Origin of the sequence: Nonomuraea helvata, from assembly GCF_039535785.1 — a bacterium.
GTDB classification, from domain to species: Bacteria; Actinomycetota; Actinomycetes; order Streptosporangiales; family Streptosporangiaceae; genus Nonomuraea; species Nonomuraea helvata.
Map to the genome: position 1 here is coordinate 59,663 of NZ_BAAAXV010000005.1, position 15,386 is coordinate 75,048.

At 71.8% G+C, this 15,386-nt stretch carries 15 protein-coding genes; 13 read left to right on the forward strand and 2 right to left on the reverse strand.

Features of this window, described 5'->3' with window-relative positions:
* Positions 1 to 2: 2 nt before the first annotated feature.
* Positions 3 to 1,025: a PHP domain-containing protein gene (locus ABD830_RS19645; protein ID WP_344989076.1), complete on the reverse strand. Its 1,023-nt coding sequence runs from the start codon at positions 1,023 to 1,025 to the stop codon at positions 3 to 5.
* Between the two features lie 110 nt (positions 1,026 to 1,135).
* On the opposite strand from ABD830_RS19645, the gene ABD830_RS19650 reads away from it, so the two are divergent.
* The 9 genes from ABD830_RS19650 (at position 1,136) to ABD830_RS19690 (ending at position 9,530) form a co-directional block, all read left to right on the forward strand.
* Complete coding sequence (locus tag ABD830_RS19650; RefSeq protein ID WP_344989078.1) at positions 1,136 to 1,582, forward strand: hypothetical protein; 447 nt, start codon at positions 1,136 to 1,138, stop codon at positions 1,580 to 1,582.
* Positions 1,583 to 1,585: 3 nt separating this feature from the next.
* Positions 1,586 to 2,728, forward strand: a complete 1,143-nt coding sequence (locus tag ABD830_RS19655; RefSeq protein WP_344989080.1) for a glutathionylspermidine synthase family protein — start codon at positions 1,586 to 1,588, stop codon at positions 2,726 to 2,728.
* A gap of 20 nt (positions 2,729 to 2,748) precedes the next feature.
* The gene (locus ABD830_RS19660; protein WP_344989082.1) at positions 2,749 to 3,180 is read left to right on the forward strand and encodes a DUF350 domain-containing protein; all 432 of its coding nucleotides are present in this window, start codon (positions 2,749 to 2,751) and stop codon (positions 3,178 to 3,180) included.
* A gap of 173 nt (positions 3,181 to 3,353) precedes the next feature.
* Positions 3,354 to 4,478, forward strand: coding sequence for a PucR family transcriptional regulator (locus ABD830_RS19665; protein ID WP_344992921.1), 1,125 nt, complete (start codon positions 3,354 to 3,356; stop codon positions 4,476 to 4,478).
* A 103-nt stretch (positions 4,479 to 4,581) separates the two neighbouring features.
* Positions 4,582 to 5,478, forward strand: a complete 897-nt coding sequence (locus ABD830_RS19670) for an ACP S-malonyltransferase (protein WP_344989084.1) — start codon at positions 4,582 to 4,584, stop codon at positions 5,476 to 5,478.
* Positions 5,475 to 6,431: a beta-ketoacyl-ACP synthase III gene (locus ABD830_RS19675; protein ID WP_344989086.1), complete on the forward strand. Its 957-nt coding sequence runs from the start codon at positions 5,475 to 5,477 to the stop codon at positions 6,429 to 6,431. The genes ABD830_RS19670 and ABD830_RS19675 overlap by 4 nt, the downstream gene beginning before the upstream one ends.
* A gap of 72 nt (positions 6,432 to 6,503) precedes the next feature.
* Entirely contained in the window at positions 6,504 to 6,743 is a 240-nt protein-coding gene (locus ABD830_RS19680) for an acyl carrier protein (RefSeq protein WP_344989088.1), read from the forward strand.
* Between the two features lie 128 nt (positions 6,744 to 6,871).
* On the forward strand, positions 6,872 to 8,104 hold the full coding sequence (gene fabF, locus ABD830_RS19685) for a beta-ketoacyl-ACP synthase II (protein WP_344989090.1): 1,233 nt from the start codon (positions 6,872 to 6,874) through the stop codon (positions 8,102 to 8,104).
* Between the two features lies 1 nt (position 8,105).
* A complete protein-coding gene (locus ABD830_RS19690; protein ID WP_344989092.1) occupies positions 8,106 to 9,530 on the forward strand; it encodes a carboxyl transferase domain-containing protein in 1,425 nt (474 codons plus the stop codon).
* Positions 9,531 to 9,968: 438 nt separating this feature from the next.
* Here ABD830_RS19690 and ABD830_RS19695 read toward each other — a convergent pair whose 3' ends face one another.
* Complete coding sequence (locus ABD830_RS19695) at positions 9,969 to 10,463, reverse strand: DUF3145 domain-containing protein (protein ID WP_344989094.1); 495 nt, start codon at positions 10,461 to 10,463, stop codon at positions 9,969 to 9,971.
* A 175-nt stretch (positions 10,464 to 10,638) separates the two neighbouring features.
* Here ABD830_RS19695 and ABD830_RS19700 point away from each other — a divergent pair, with 175 nt between their 5' ends.
* The 4 genes from ABD830_RS19700 (at position 10,639) to ABD830_RS19715 (ending at position 15,305) form a co-directional block, all read left to right on the forward strand.
* Complete coding sequence (locus tag ABD830_RS19700) at positions 10,639 to 11,652, forward strand: S8 family peptidase (RefSeq protein WP_344989096.1); 1,014 nt, start codon at positions 10,639 to 10,641, stop codon at positions 11,650 to 11,652.
* A gap of 72 nt (positions 11,653 to 11,724) precedes the next feature.
* Positions 11,725 to 12,252 carry an RNA polymerase sigma factor gene (locus tag ABD830_RS19705; RefSeq protein WP_344989098.1) on the forward strand — a complete coding sequence of 176 codons (528 nt, stop codon included), beginning with the start codon at positions 11,725 to 11,727 and terminating at the stop codon, positions 12,250 to 12,252.
* A complete protein-coding gene (locus ABD830_RS19710) occupies positions 12,249 to 12,695 on the forward strand; it encodes a hypothetical protein (protein WP_344989100.1) in 447 nt (148 codons plus the stop codon). The genes ABD830_RS19705 and ABD830_RS19710 overlap by 4 nt, the downstream gene beginning before the upstream one ends.
* A 78-nt stretch (positions 12,696 to 12,773) precedes the next feature.
* Positions 12,774 to 15,305 carry a CHAT domain-containing protein gene (locus ABD830_RS19715; RefSeq protein WP_344989102.1) on the forward strand — a complete coding sequence of 844 codons (2,532 nt, stop codon included), beginning with the start codon at positions 12,774 to 12,776 and terminating at the stop codon, positions 15,303 to 15,305.
* The last annotated feature ends 81 nt before the right edge of the window (positions 15,306 to 15,386 follow it).

Sequence of the window (15,386 nt, forward strand, 5' to 3'; positions counted from 1 at the left end):
GCTCAGGAGGCCGTCCACTCGAGCAGCCGCTCCAGCGGCCACGTGTTGACGATCCGGTCCGCCTCGATGCCGCACCTCGCCGCGCGCTCGCAGCCGTACCGCTGCCAGTCGAGCTGACCGGGCGCGTGGGCGTCGGAGTCGATCGAGAACACGCACTCCATCTCGTACGCCAGCCGCATCAGCCGCTTGGGCGGATCGAGGCGGTCGGGCCGGGAGTTGATCTCCACCGCCACCCCGAAGCGGCGGCACGCCTCGAAGACCAGCTCAGCGTCGAACGAGGACTCGGGGCGGCGCTCGCCACGCTTACCCCCGGCCTGCACCACCCGCCCCGTGCAGTGGCCGAGCACGTCCACCAGGGGGTTGGCGACGGCGGTGACCATCCGGCGGGTCATCTCCTCGCCGTCCATGCGGAGCTTGGAGTGGACGCTGGCCACCACCACGTCCAGCCGCCCGAGCAGCTCATCGGTCTGGTCGAGCGAGCCGTCCAGGTTGATGTCCACCTCGATGCCGGTCAGGATCCTGAACGGGGCCAGCCGCTCGTTCAGCTTGGCCACCACGTCGAGCTGACGCTCCAGCCGCTCGGCCGACAGCCCCTTGGCGATGCTCAGCCGGGGTGAATGGTCGGTCAGCGCGAGGTAGGAGTGGCCGAGCCCGACGGCCGCCTCCGCCATCTCCTCGATCGGCGAGCCGCCGTCCGACCAGTCCGAATGGCTGTGCAGGTCCCCTTTCAGCGCGGCCCGCAGCGCGGCGGTCTCCTCGTCGAGCTGGACTCCGGCGGTCGCCCGCATTCTGCGCAGATAGGTTGGAACCTCACCCTCCAGCGCTTCGTTGATCACCAGTGTGGTGACCTTCCCGATCCCCGGCAGATCACCGAGTCCGCCGGTGCGGGACAACCGCACGAGCTCGTCCCTGGGCAGGTCGGCGACGACCTCGGCGGCGCGGCGGAAGGCGCGCACGCGATACGTGGGCTCTCCGGCGCGCTCCAGCAGGAAGGCGATCTCGCGCAGTGCCTCAACCGGTTCCATACGTCACTTCATACCCCCGGTAGATGGCACCCGCCAGATCGACCACCCTCCGCATTGAACGCGGACAAGCACCACCGATAGGCTGATCGGCCCATGAAAGCAGGAGCTTGATGGCACCACCGCCCCAGCACCAAGAGGCGCCAGAACGCAAGTCGTCCAAGGCCGTCGCCCTGACAGTCCTCGGCGCGCTGTCCGTGACGCTGGTCGCCGTCTGGGCGATCGCCGAGTCCAACGACGACGACGTCACCGCCGACTGCGTCCTCCTCGTGGACGACGACACGCCCACGCTCACGACCGACGGCGCCACACCGACTCCCGACCCGGGCTCCTACCAGGTCGTCGACGACTCCTACTGCGACGACGACGGCAACAGCTCGTACCGGATCGGCAACGGCGGCTCGCACGGGGCGTACCACTGGTACTACGGCGGCACCAGGAGGGGCAATCGGGTGTACGGCGGCAGCACCTACCGCCCGTCCGACGTGACCATCAGCAGCCGCTCGGGGAAAGACATCCAGCGCGGTGGCTTCGGCAACCGCTGGAGCAGCGGGAGCTGACGCATGCGGCGCGAGCATGGCACTCCCAGGCCGGACTGGGAGAAGACGATCGAGAGCCAGGGCCTGGCCTACCACCGGGCCGCCCACCCGTCAGGGCTGTTCCGGCCCTACTGGGACGAGTCCGTTCACTACGTCTTCTCGCTGGACGAGGTGGAGGCGCTGGAGGAGCAGGTCGGGGAGCTGCACGAGATGTGCCTGAGCGCCGCCGAGCACGTGGTCGCGACGGGGCGCTTCGCCGACTTCGCCATCCCCGAGTGGGCGTGGGAGGAGGTCGCGCGCTCGTGGGAGCGCCGCGACCCCCATCTGTACGCCCGCTTCGACCTGCGCTACGACGGCACGGGCCCGGCCAGGCTGCTGGAGTACAACGCCGACACGCCGACCTCCCTCGTGGAGTCGTCGGTCGTGCAGTGGTTCTGGCTGCAGGACGTCCACCCGGGCGCCGACCAGTGGAACTCCGTCCACGAACGGCTCATCGAGCGCTGGCGCGAGCTGCGGCTGCCGCCGGGGCCGACGCACTTCGCGTTCACGAACGTGGACGAGACCGGTGAGGAGGCCATGACAGTGGCCTACCTGCAGGAGACCGCCGAACAGGGCGGCCTGCGGACCATGGCCATCGCCATGGAGGACATCGGCTGGGACGCGCTCAACCGCCGCTTCGTGGACGTCGAGCAGCGCCCGATCCGCTCGGCGTTCAAGCTCTACCCCTGGGAGTGGATGCTGGCCGACGAGTTCGGGCGGCACGCCGTACGGCACGGCACCTGGGTCGAGCCGCTGTGGAAGACGCTGCTGTCCAACAAGGCGCTGCTGGCCGTCCTGTGGGAGCTCTTCCCCGGCCATCCCAACCTGCTGCCCGCCTACCTCGACGGGCCACGCGAGCTGACCTCCTACATCGCCAAGCCGCTGCTCGGCAGGGAGGGCGCCTCCATGCGCATCGTCACCCCCGAGGGCGCCCAGGAGACGCCCGGCTCCTACGGTCAGGAGGGCTACGTCTTCCAGGGCTTCGAGGCGCTGCCCGAGTTCGAGGGGCAGCGGCCGGTGCTCGGCGCCTGGGTGGTCGCCGACGAGGCCGCCGGACTGGGTATCAGGGAGACGACCGGCCTGATCACCGACGACACCTCCTCGTTCGTCCCCCACCTCATCGCCTGACCCCCTGAAGAGGAATCAACGTGACCCTTCTCGAGACCCTCGCCCGCGGCGCGGGCGCCATCGCCGCGTACGCCGCCGTCGGCGTGATCCTGATGATCGTCGGCTTCTACGTGATCGACTGGGCCACTCCCGGCAAGCTGAGCGAGATCATCCGCACCCAGCGCAACCCCAACGCCACCCTGCTCACCACCTCCGCCCTGGCCGCTGTCGGCCTGATCGTGGCCTCCTCCATCTGGGCCTCCGGCGGCCGGCTCGCCGAAGGGCTGGCGGGCACGGCCGTGTTCGGTCTGGTCGGCATCGTGGTGCAGACCGTGGCGATGCTGCTGTTCGACCGGGTCGTGGGCATCTCCGTACGCGATCTGGTGAAGGAGCCCGAGCTGCAGCCGGGCGCGCGGCTGCTCGCCGTCACGCACGTGGCGATCGGCCTCATCACCGCGGTCGCGGTCATCTAGCCTCCCGTACGGCGGCCATCCAGCCTCCCGCACGGCGGTCCCGGCCGCGGCAGAGCGGCCGGCGGCCGTCACGGCAGCGTGGTGGCCGTCGCGGTCATCCGGGCGGAGCTGGCACTCTAGGAGGCGTGACAGACCGGACCCGCGAGGACACCACACGCAGGCTCGAGCGGGCCATGGGCTCGCTCGGCACGGCCGCGATGGCGCGCATGGACGAGCAGCTGCCGTGGTTCCGCGCGCTCAGCGCGGAGGACCGGTCGTGGGTGGGGCTCGTGGCGCAGGCCGGCATCGCCGCGTTCGTCGAGTGGTTCTCGACCGCCGGCGAGGATCGCCCCACCCCCAGCATCGAGTTCTTCGGCACGGCCCCGCGCGAGCTCAAGCGGTCCATCTCGCTCCAGCAGACCGTCGACATCGTCAGGGTCGTGGTCGAGGTGGTCGAGGCGCAGGCCCACGAGCTGGCCGCGCCCGGCGGGGAGGACCAGCTCCAGCAGGCCATGCTCCGCTACACCCGCGACGTCGCCTTCGCCGCCGCCCACGTCTACGCCCGCGAGGCCGAGGCCAGGGGCTCGTGGGACGCCAGGCTGGAGGCCCTGATCGTGGACGCCCTCGTACGCGGCGAGGTCGACGACGGCCTGCACTCCTGGGCGGCCGCGCTGGGCTGGACCTCCTCCCCCGTGGTCGTCATCGCCGGCCACGCTCCCGACGACGATCCCCGCGCGGTGATCGACGGCCTGCGGGAGAAGGGCCGCCGCATCGGCATGGACCTGCTGGCCGGCGTGCAGGGCGACCGCCTGATCGTGATCGTGGGCGGCGCGGGCAGCGTCAACGACGCGGCCAAGCAGGTCGTGCACCGCTTCGGAATGGGCCCCATCGTCATCGGCCCCGAGGTCGCCGACCTGCACGCCGCCGCGAGCTCCGCCAGGGCGGCGCTGGCGGGGCTGAAGGCGTCGTGCGGCTGGCCCGACGCGCCGAGGCCGGTGCACTCGGAGGAGCTGCTGGCCGAGCGGGCGCTCGACGGCGACGACGACGCCAGGCAGCAGCTCATCGAGAACGTCTACCTGCCGCTCGCCGGCACGCCGCTGCTCGACACGCTGGCCACGTACCTGGAGCAGGGCACCTCGCTGGAGGCGACGGCGCGGCTGCTGTTCGTCCATCCCAACACCGTCCGCTACCGCCTGAAGAAGATCACCGAGCTGACCGGCTACCAGCCCACCGAGGGCAGGTCGGCCTTCACCCTCCAGGTCGGACTGATTCTCGGGCGGTTGGCGGAGAGCGCCGAAACGTGGCGCGCCCTAACGTAATGGCGGCGAAACCCCCACTGTAGGCTTCCTACAAAACCCCCCGGAGGAAGTTCGTGCGGATCATTATCCGCGTGTCGGAGTTCTACAGGGCAAGGTGGGGTTTGTGCTTGTACTCGTCGCTCCGGGCCAAGGTGCCCAAACGCCAGGCTTCCTGGCCCCCTGGCTCGAGCTGCCCGGCGTGGCCGACAGAATCGGCGCCTGGTCGGAGGTCGTCGGGCTCGATCTGATCGCCTACGGCACGACTGCCGACGCCGACGAGATCCGCGACACCGCGGTCGCGCAGCCCCTGCTCGTGGCCGCCGCACTGGCTTCGGCCGAGGTGCTCGGCGCGGCCCCCGACGTGGTCGCCGGCCACAGTGTGGGCGAGTTCGCCGCCGCCGCGCTGGCCGGGGTGCTCACCCAGGAGCAGGCGCTCACGCTGGTCCGTGAGCGCGCCAAGGCCATGGCCAAGGCCGCCGCCGTCACCGAGACCGGCATGACCGCCGTGCTCGGCGGCGCCGAGGACGAGGTCCTGGCCGCCATCGAGAAGCACGACCTGACCCCCGCCAACATCAACGGCGCCGGCCAGATCGTGGCGGGCGGCACGCTGGAGCAGCTCGCCGCGCTCAAGGACGACCCGCCGGCCCGCGCCCGCCTCATCCCGCTGAAGGTGGCCGGCGCCTTCCACACCCGCCACATGGCCTCCGCGGTGGAGAGCCTGCGCGAGGCCGCAGCCAACGTCGTCCCCGCCGACCCCGCCATCACGCTGCTGTCCAACTCGGACGGCCAGGCGGTCTCCGGCGGCGCCGAGTTCGTGGAGCGGCTGGTCAAGCAGATCAGCAGCCCCGTCCGGTGGGACGCCTGCATGCAGACCATGGGCGCGCTCGGCGTCACGAAGATGATCGAGCTGCTGCCCGGCGGCACGCTCACCGGCCTGGCCAGGCGCGGCCTGTCCGGCGTTCAGACTGTGGCGCTGAAGACCCCCGACGACATCGAAGCGGCCAGGGAGCTGATCAAGTGAAGGTCCCCGACATCGCCCCGGGCGGCAGGATTCTCGCCTTCGGCCACTACCAGCCGGCAAACGTCGTCACCAACGACGACCTGGCCAAGACCATGGACACCAACGACGAGTGGATCCAGTCCCGGGTCGGCATCAAGGAGCGCCGGATCGCGTCCCACGGCGAGTCCGTCGAGGACATGGCCACCATCGCCGGCGGCAAGGCGCTGGCCGCGAGCGGCCTGTCGCCGGAGGACGTCGACCTGGTCATCGTGGCCACCTGCACGCTCGAGACCCAGATCCCCAACGCCTCCGCCGTCGTGGCCCACCGTCTCGGCATCAAGGCGCCCGGCGCGTTCGACGTGAACGCCGCCTGCGCGGGGTTCTGCTACGCCCTCGCCACCGCGAGCGCCGCCGTACGTGGCGGCGCGGCCAGGAACGTGCTGGTCATCGGCGCGGAGAAGCTGTCGCAGTGGGTCGACTGGACCGACCGGTCCACCGCCGTGATCTTCGCCGACGGCGCGGGCGCCGCGGTGGTGGCTCCCTCGGAGACCCCGGGCATCGGCCCCGTGGTGTGGGGCAGCTCCGGCGACAGGTCCGAGGCCATCAGCATCAAGGACCGCGAGCACTTCCTCCACCAGGAGGGCCAGACCGTCTTCCGCTGGGCGACCACCGCGCTCCACCCGGTGGCGCTCGAAGCCTGCGAGCGGGCGGGCGTGGACCCGGCGGAGCTGAGCGCGTTCGTGCCGCACCAGGCCAACCTCCGTATCATCGAGGCCATCGCCCGCAAGCTGGGCGCCGACAAGGCCGTGATCGCCCGCGACATCGTCGACGCGGGCAACACCTCGGCCGCCTCGATCCCGCTGGCGCTCTCGCGCATGATCGAGCGCGGCGAGGTCCGCTCCGGCGACCTCGCGCTGCTGCTCGGCTTCGGCGCGGGCCTCACCTACGCGGGCCAAGTGATCGAGATCCCTTAGCCTCCCCCCACCCATCAAGAGCTTGTACGGCACAGCCGTACAGAACCCAGAAACCAAAGGAGAACCATCGACATGGCTGCCACCGAGCAGGAGATCCTCGCGGGCCTCGGCAAGATCATCAACGAGATCACCGGCATCCCGGCCTCTGACGTGACCCCCGAGAAGAGCTTCGTGGACGACCTCGACATCGACTCCCTGTCCATGGTCGAGATCGCCGTGGCCGCCCAGGACGAGTTCGGCGTCGAGATCCCCGACGACCAGCTCAAGAACCTGAAGACGGTCAAGGACGTCCTCAACTTCATCCAGGGCTGACGGATGAGAAACCTGCTAAATGGACTGCCGCTACGGCCTCGACCGTGAACGGCAGTTGGGCGGCAGGCCGATGAGCAGGTTTCTTGTCCGATACCCACCTCATTCTGACTAGCAAGGAGCGCGAAAAAGTGAGTGCGAACCGGGCACGTGTCGTCGTCACCGGCCTTGGCGCGACGACGCCCGTCGGTGGAGACGTCACCTCGACCTGGACGGCGCTCCTCGCCGGTCAGTCGGGCGTCGAGACCCTCACCACGGACTGGATCGACCACGTCCCCGTGAAGTTCGCGGGGACGGCCGCGGTCGATCCCACCGAGGTGCTGCCCCGGCCCGAGTCCCGCCGCCTCGACCGCAGCGAGCAGTTCGCGCTGGTCGCCGCCAGGGAGGCCTGGCAGGACGCCGGCGCTCCCGAGGTGGCGCCGGAGCGGCTCGGCGTCGTGGTCTCCAGCGGCATCGGCGGCATCAGCACCACGCTGACCGCGTACGACACCTGGCGCGAGAAGGGCTGGAACCGGCTCTCGCCGTTCACGGTGCCGATGCTCATGCCCAACGGTCCCGCCGCCTGGATCGGCCTCGACCTGGGCGCCCAGGCAGGCGTGCACGCCACTGTCTCGGCGTGCGCGTCCGGAGCCGAGGCCATCGGCCACGCGATGGACATGATCAGGGCCGGCCGCGCCGACATCGTGGTCGCCGGCGGCACCGAGGCCGCCATCCACGGGCTCAACATGGCCGCCTTCGCCGCCGCGCGGGCCATGTCCCAGCGCAACGACGACCCGCAGGGCGCCTCCCGGCCGTGGGACCGCGACCGTGACGGGTTCGTGCTCGGCGAGGGCGCCGGCATCGTGGTGCTGGAGTCCGAGGAGCACGCCAAGGCGCGCGGCGCGCGGATCTACGCCTACTGCGCCGGCGTCGGCTACTCCGCCGACGCCCACCACATCACCCAGCCCGAGCCCGAGGGCCGCGGCATCATCATGGCGATGACGCAGGCGCTGAACGACGCGGACATCACCGGTCTCGACGTCAAGCACGTCAACGCGCACGCCACCTCGACCCCCGCGGGGGACGTCGGCGAGGTGCAGGCGGTGGCCAAGGCCATCGGCAGCCACCCGCTGGTGACCTCCACCAAGTCCATGACCGGGCACCTGCTCGGCGGGGCCGGCGGCATCGAATCCGTCTTCACGATCAAGGCGCTGCAGGAGCGGATCGTCCCCGCCACCATCAACCTCGACAACCTCGACGACGGCATCGAGGTGGACATCGTTCACGGGGCGAACCGGACGCTGCCCGAAGGCGACATCGCCGCGGTCAACAACTCGTTCGGATTCGGCGGCCACAACGTGGCCGTCGTGTTTAAGGGGGCCTGACATGACCGTGCTGGACAACCGGATGGCGGCAGACGGTTCCGAACAGGAGCCCGCCGATCCCCGTGATCCAGTCGTCCGGCTGAACGCGCTGCTCGACGAGGGCTCGCTGCGGCTGATCACTCCCCAGGACAAGAGCGGTGTGCTGACCGCCATGGGCCGCGTCGAGGGTGTTCCCGTCGTCGCCTTCTGCAGTGACGCCCGCTTCCAGGGCGGCGCGATGGGCAGCGAGGGCTGCGAGCACATCGTGCACGCCTACGACGTGGCCGTCCGTGAACGGGTGCCGATCATCGGGATCTGGCACTCCGGCGGTGCGCGACTCGCCGAAGGCGTCGAGTCGCTGCACGCCGTCGGCACGGTCTTCGCCGCCATGACCAAGGCGTCCGGTGTGGTGCCGCAGATCTCCGTGGTCGTCGGCCCGGCCGCCGGCGGCGCCGCCTACGGCCCCGCGCTGACCGACCTGGTCATCCTGGCCGACTCCGGCCGCATCTTCGTCACCGGCCCCGACGTGGTCCGCAGCGTCACCGGCGAGAGCGTCGACGCCGCGGCCCTGGGCGGCCCCGAGCCCCACAGCAAGCGCAGCGGCGTCGTGCACGTCGTCACCAAGTCCGAGACCGACGCGTACGTCAAGGCGCGCCAGCTCGCCACGCTCCTCGGCCACCAGGGCCGGGTGCGCACCGGAGAAATCGAGGAAGTGGACTTCTCCACACTGCTGCCCGAGTCGGCGAGGCGCGCATACGACGTCAAGCCGCTGGTCAACGGCCTGCTCGACGAGCCCGGCATCGAGCTGCACCCCAAGTGGGCGCCCAACATCGTCACGTCGCTCGGCCGCCTCGGTGGCCGGACGGTCGGTGTGATCGCCAACAACCCGATGCGGCTCGGCGGCTGCCTCGACGCCACGTCCGCCGAGAAGGCCGCCCGATTCGTTCGTATGTGTGACGCGTTCGGAGTGCCGCTGGTTGTCCTCGTGGACGTGCCCGGTTACCTGCCCGGGGTCGGACAGGAGCACGACGGGGTCGTCCGGCGGGGCGCCAAGCTGCTGCACGCCTTCGCCGAGGCCTCGGTGCCCCGGGTCACGCTGGTGACGCGGAAGGCGTACGGCGGGGCGTACATCGCGATGAACTCCCGCGCGCTCGGCGCCACCAAGGTGTTCGCCTGGCCGACCACCGAGGTGGCGGTCATGGGGGCGGTGGCGGCCGTACGCATCCTCAAGCGGCGCGAGCTGGCCGCGGCGCCGGAGGAGGAGCGGGCGGAGCTGGAGCAGAAGCTGGCCGCCGAGCACGAGAAGCTGGCCGGTGGGCTCGTACGGGCGCAGGAGCTGGGGGTCATCGACGAGGTGATCAAGCCCGAGGAGACGCGCGGCGCCATCGCCAAGATCCTCGCCCAGGCGACGCCTGCCCGCGGCGCCCACGGCAACATCCCCCTATAACCCTCCCCAGGGCTCTTCCGAAGGACCTCGCCGACCTCGGCGGGGTCCTTTTGCATGCGCCCTTCTGGCGCGTCCACCTCCCTGGGCCACCCGCATCCCCTCGCCGGGGCGCGGGGCTGAGGCGCAAGGGGACGCGAGCGGGACGCAGGGCGTGCAGCGCGAGACGCGGAGCACGGGACGCCGAGCACGGGACGCGGAGCACGCGGCCGAAGGCGCGGCGGCGTGCGCGCGGCGCGAGACGCGGAGCAGGCGGCCGGAGGCGCGGAGCGGGCGGCGTTCGGGCCGTCGAGTGTCCCGCCGATCCCACCCCTACGGGACCCGCATTCACGCCGGCGGAGGCGGCGCCGCATCACAAGCGGACCTGGGCCGACTTCCCAAGAGGCCCCGCACCGGCGTCGGTGCGGGGCCTCTGCGGCTTACGGGAGGCCGTGGCGGAGGTCAGACGGCGGCGTGGAGCCAGCGGACCGGTGCGCCGTCGCCCGCGTACCGGAAGGGCTCCAACTCCTCGTCCCAGGGCCGTCCGAGCATCTTGTCCAGCTCGTCCTCCAGCACACACCTCCCCTGAGCCGCCATCATCATCGCGGCCCTGAGCCGGTCCTCGGGGATCATGATGTCGCCCGCGACGCCGATGACCGCCGTGAAGGCGCCGAGGGTCGGCGTGTAGGCGTGGCGGGACCCGTCCACACCCGGCGAGGCGTCCTCGGTGATCTCGAACCGGAGGCGCTGCCAGCCCATCAGCGAGGAGGCGATGGCCGCGGCGATGCCCGGTCTGCCTTCCCATTCCGCCTGCGCGCGTACGACATTGGGCGCGGCGGGTTGCGGCGTCCACGTCAGGTCTACGGGCACGCCAAGGACACCCGCGACTGCCCATTCGATGTGTGGGCACAGCGCGGGCTGAGCCGAGTGGACGTAAAGGACGCCACGAGCAGACACCGGACCTCCCGTTTCGGTACGAGGTGCGCCTTCCCCAACGGCCTCGCCACGGGATGATCACAAGTGACTAGGGAGAGACTACCGTCGGTCGCTATCCGGCACCAGAGGGGGGCCATACCAACTTGGTGCGGGAGTGGCATGTGACAGTTGGACGAGCGGGGAAACATACCGCCTCATGGAAATGCAATCTGTCGGCGCGGCGTTCATCCGGCCTGGTCAGCTGCTGACTGACCGCACCGCGCTGTCCGCCGCCAGGCGGTGGACCCAGGCGGTGTCGGAGGCGGACGGCGTCTGCGTGATCCACCTGTCGCCCGGCGCCGACCCCTGCGAGATCACAGCCGAACTACGCGAACAGGGCCTCAGGGCGTCGCCGAACCACGTGTTCCGCGGCCAGCCCCTGTTCTTCGGCGGTCCCGCGTCCAGACCTTTCCCCGTCCCACCCATCCCCCACAAACCGGGCCGGTCCCACTCGGACGTGGTCGTGGGGCTGCTCGACACCGGCGTGGCCAAGCATCCGTGGTGGGCCGGCACCGACTGGTACGGCCAGACCGCCCCGGAGGACGGCGACGCGACCGAGGGCTCGCAGGCCGGACACGGCACGTTCATCGCCGGCCTGCTGGCCCGCCAGGCACCGGGCGCGGCGCTGCGCGTGCACCGGGTGCTCGACGGCGACGGCGTCAGCGACGAGGCGACCGTCGCGCGCGCCCTCTTCCGCATGCGGGAGCGCCCGCCGCACGTGCTCAACCTCTCCTTCGGTGGCCACACTTTCGACGACCGGCCGCCTCAGCTCCTGGGCGACGCCATCGCCGCGCTGCAGGACACGGTGACCGTGGCCTGCGCGGGCAACACCGGGTCCGACCGGCCGTTCTGGCCCGCGGCGATGCCCAACGTGGTGGGCGTGGCCGCCGTGGACGCGTCCGAGGAGCGCCGGGCACCCTACTCCGGCTACGGCACCTGGGTGGACGCCTGCGCCCGCGGCGACTGGCTGACCAGCAGTTTCCTGGACGGGGGCGACTTCGCGGGATACGCGACATGGAGCGGCACGTCCTTCGCCACCGCCCTGGTGGCGGGGGCCCTCGCGGACGCGGCCAAGAGCGAGCCGGCCAAGGAAGTGGCCAGGCGGCTCTTCGACTCGGAGGACGCCCGGCAAATTCCCGATCTGGGGGTTCTCATCCCGGCGAGTCTGTAGAGTTTACGCTCAGTCCTCAGACAATCACGGGGAGGCATGATCGCCTGTCCGTGTCGGGCGGAAGGAGGCCGCATGCGGGATCCAGCGGAGCTGCTTGTCGCGGCCGCTGAGGGAGACCGCTCGGCTTGGGACGAGCTGGAGTCCAGGTTCGGGCCGCGGATGTGGGCTGTGGCCCGCGCGTGCGGTCTGAGCCCCTCCGACGCGGCGGACGCGGTCCAGGGCTCCTGGCTGCGCCTGCTGCAGCACTTCCAGAGCATCAGGGATCCCGCGGGAGTGGGGGGCTGGCTCATGACGACCGTGCGCCGCGAAGCCCTCCTGCTGCTGCGGAAGGAGAGCCCGCGCATCTCCTCCTTCGAGGTCGTCGAAGACCCTGACCCGGAGTCCGCCGTCCTGGAGGCCGACGGCAGACGCCTGCTCTGGAAGACGGTCTCCACCCTGCCCGAACCCTGCCGGTCACTCCTCCAGCTGGTCGCCATCGACGTCGGCAACCAGCAGATCGCGGCTCGGCTCGGACTCCCCGTGGGCAGCATCGGGCCGACCAAGGCCCGCTGTCTGGAAAAACTGCGCACTCTGCTCTCACTACAGGAGACAGCGCAATGATCAACGATGAATACTTCCTGGCGGCCCTCCGGTTGGCCTCCGGGAACGACCCGATCCCCGGTCACGTGTCCGCCGCCGCACGTGACGCCTACGGGCTTCGGGTCCCGGGAGCGGTCACGGCCGCGCCCGGCGAGTGCGCCGCAGCCGGCGGCGTACGCGATGGCGAGGGCTCCCACCTGGTGCGCTTCGTCACGGCGGATCTCACCTTCGATCTGGAGGTGACGATCGGCGACGGCCTCATCGATGTCGCCGGACACATCTCCCCCAACCCCGGAGAGGGCGCCCTCATCGATGTGAAAACCCCTCATCTGACACTGTCCCGGCGGATCACGCCCACCGGCGAGTTCGCCGTCACCGGCCTGCCACCGGGCTGGCTCAGCCTCGTGTGCCACCGGGTCGGCCAGAAACCCGTCCAGACCAGATGGGTACGCATCCGTCCCTGACCCCCCGACCTGACGACCCACCGACCAGCCGAGAGAGCCGCGATCCCTCTCTCGGCCGTTTCGTTCCAAGGCCCCGACATGAGCGCGACACCAGACCCACCCGGCGACCGCGACCCGCTCGTCGTGGCGGCCGAGGCCGCCGTCATGCGCTCCCTGGTCGATCCCGACCACGCACTCCAGGCAGGCCGCTTCGTCCTGGCCGCCGCCCGCCGCGCCCGCCATCCCGAGGCCGAGGCCGTCGCGCTCAGAGCCATCGCGCTGGCCGCCCGCGAGCTGGGCGATCTCCGCAGCGCCGAGCACCACCTCCGCGAGGCCATCGCCACCGAGGACGCCCCACCGGAGAGGGTCGCCCAGGCCCGCCTCTCCCTCGTCTCCGTGCGCACCGAACGCGGCCACCCGCGCCAGGCCCTCCACGTGGCCGCACTGGCCTGGTCGCACCTCTCGCCGCTCGACCGCGCCAAGCTCGACACGCAGCGCGCGGTGGCCCTGGCCCGCCTCGGCCGCCACCAGGAGGCCATCGCCGCCTGCGACCGCGCGCTGCGGGTGCTCGTGACCGCTCCCGGCACCATCGACGACCGCAGGTTCCTGGCGGGCGGGCTGCTCAACCGCGGCCTGGTCCACTCCTACCGCGGCCACTGGGACGCCGCCATGCGCGACCTCACCGCCTGCCTGGAGATCTCCCAGCGCTCGGGGCTGCGGCACCTGGCCCGCCTGTCCGCCGCGAACCTGCCCTTCCTCGCCGTACGGCGTGGCGACATCGCGGGGGCGTTCAAGCACTACCGCGAGGCCGAGGACACCCTGTTCGGCTTCCCCGAGCGGCTGGCCACGATGCGGGCCGACTTCGCCGGCGCCCTGCTGGCCGCCCATCTGCCCGGCGAGGCCAGGGCCATGCTGAGCCTGGCCGTACCCGATCTCGAGGCGTCGGGCGCGCACGTGGCGCTGGCCGAGGCGCGGCTGAAGCTGGCCCAGGTGGAGCTGCTCACCGGCGACCCGCACCGGGCACGGCAGGTGGCCGAGCAGGCGGCCGCCGAACTGGCCGCCCAGGACCGGACCTCGTGGCTGCCGCTGGCGAACGAGGTCGTCCTGCGTGCCCGGCTGGCGCTCGAACCCGTCACTCCCGCCCTGGTCGCCGAGCTGGTCGCGTGCGCGGACGAGCTGGAGGACGACGCCGCCCATCTCGAGGGAGCGGCCGCGCTGCGACTGGTGGCGGCCGAGGCGGCGCTGGCCCTCGACGACCACCCGACGGCCTCGGCGCAGCTCGCCCGGCTCACCGAGCACGCCGAACGCGAGGAGCCGTGGGCCCCGGTCGGCACCCGGCTGACCTCCCTGGCCGCGGAGCCCGCGCGGACGCCCGACATCCCGGTGCCCGTACGCCAGCACGCGCTCGCGCTGGAGGCCTCGCTGCAGGAGGACGCCACGGGGGCGTTCCGGGCGGTCCGTACCGGGCTGTCGGAGGTGAGCGAGCGGGTGGAGACGTTCGACGACCCCTCGCTGCGCGCCCACGCGGCCAGGGCCGGTGAGCGGCTGGCGGCGTTCGGGCTGGGGCTGGCGGTGCGTGGCGGATGCGCGCGGGAGGTGTTCGAGTTCGCGGAGCGGTGGCGGGCGGTGGCGGCGCCCTCGCACGCGTGCTCGCCGGCGACTCCCGATCGGGTACGGGCCGGGCTGGGGTCCGGGGCGCTGGTGGAGTTCGTGGCGGACGAGGACGCGCTGCTGGCCGTGGTGATCACCGGGGAGCGGTTGGCGCTGCGGCGGGTGGGCGAGGTGCGGGCGGTCAAGGAGGCGATCGTCCGCCTGCGGTACGCGCTACGCCGGCGGTCCGCCGCGCCACGGCGTGATCCCGAGGTCTGCGACGTGGGGAACGTCGAGGCGGCGGGCCTGGAGGTCGAGCGGCTGCTGCTGCGCCCGCTGCTGGCCGAGCTGGGCGACGGGCCGTTGGTGATGGTGCCGGTGGGCGCCCTGCACACGCTGCCGTGGGGTGCGCTGCCGTGCCTGCGCGAACGCCCGGTGACCGTGACCGCCAGCGCCGCCGCCTGGGTGCACGCCAGGGAGGTCGCTCTCTCCGGCCGGGGCGGGCCGCCGGTCGTGGTGGCGGCGGCCGGCCCCGCTCTGGCGCACGCGCACGCCGAGGTGGCGAACGTCCTGGCCTGCCATCCGGACGGTCGCGAGGTTCCGGGGCGCACCAAGGCGGTGCTGGAGGCCCTGGAGGCGGCCGATGTGCTGCATCTGGCCGCGCACGGGGTCTTTCACGCACGTAGTCCGCTGGTGTCCGGGATCACCATGGAGGACGGGTCCCTCATGGCGTACGACCTGCTGGACATCCCGCGGTCGCCGGGCCTGGTGGTGCTGTCGGCCTGCAATTCCGGGATGTCGCGCGCGCCGGTCGAGGGGGCGCCGCTGGGCCTGCCGGGGGCGTTCCTGGCCAAGGGGTCGTCGTGCGTGGTGGCCGGGCTGGTGCCGGTGCGCGATGAAGCGGCTCGGGCGCTGATGAGCATGTTCCACGAGCTTGTGGCGACCGGTCTGCCGCCGGACGCGGCGCTGGCGTCCGCCGCGGCCAAGACGGGCGAAACCGGCTTCGCCTGCTTCGGCGCAGGGAGCCGCCCATTGTACTGACGCGGATGTACTGACGCGGAGCGCCCGCAGCAGACACCGGCCGTCCGGAGCGGTCGGCCGTCCGGATCAGGCGGGCGGCCG

Coding starts and splice junctions, on each gene's coding strand:
- ABD830_RS19655 (WP_344989080.1), top strand. CDS start 1,586: ATGCGGCGCGAGCATGGCACTCCCAGGCCGGACTGGGAGAAGACGATC.
- ABD830_RS19705 (WP_344989098.1), top strand. CDS start 11,725: ATGCGGGATCCAGCGGAGCTGCTTGTCGCGGCCGCTGAGGGAGACCGC.
- ABD830_RS19690 (WP_344989092.1), top strand. CDS start 8,106: ATGACCGTGCTGGACAACCGGATGGCGGCAGACGGTTCCGAACAGGAG.
- ABD830_RS19680 (WP_344989088.1), top strand. CDS start 6,504: ATGGCTGCCACCGAGCAGGAGATCCTCGCGGGCCTCGGCAAGATCATC.
- ABD830_RS19665 (WP_344992921.1), top strand. CDS start 3,354: ATGGGCTCGCTCGGCACGGCCGCGATGGCGCGCATGGACGAGCAGCTG.
- ABD830_RS19715 (WP_344989102.1), top strand. CDS start 12,774: ATGAGCGCGACACCAGACCCACCCGGCGACCGCGACCCGCTCGTCGTG.
- ABD830_RS19645 (WP_344989076.1), bottom strand. CDS start 1,025: ATGGAACCGGTTGAGGCACTGCGCGAGATCGCCTTCCTGCTGGAGCGC.
- ABD830_RS19700 (WP_344989096.1), top strand. CDS start 10,639: ATGGAAATGCAATCTGTCGGCGCGGCGTTCATCCGGCCTGGTCAGCTG.
- ABD830_RS19710 (WP_344989100.1), top strand. CDS start 12,249: ATGATCAACGATGAATACTTCCTGGCGGCCCTCCGGTTGGCCTCCGGG.
- ABD830_RS19650 (WP_344989078.1), top strand. CDS start 1,136: ATGGCACCACCGCCCCAGCACCAAGAGGCGCCAGAACGCAAGTCGTCC.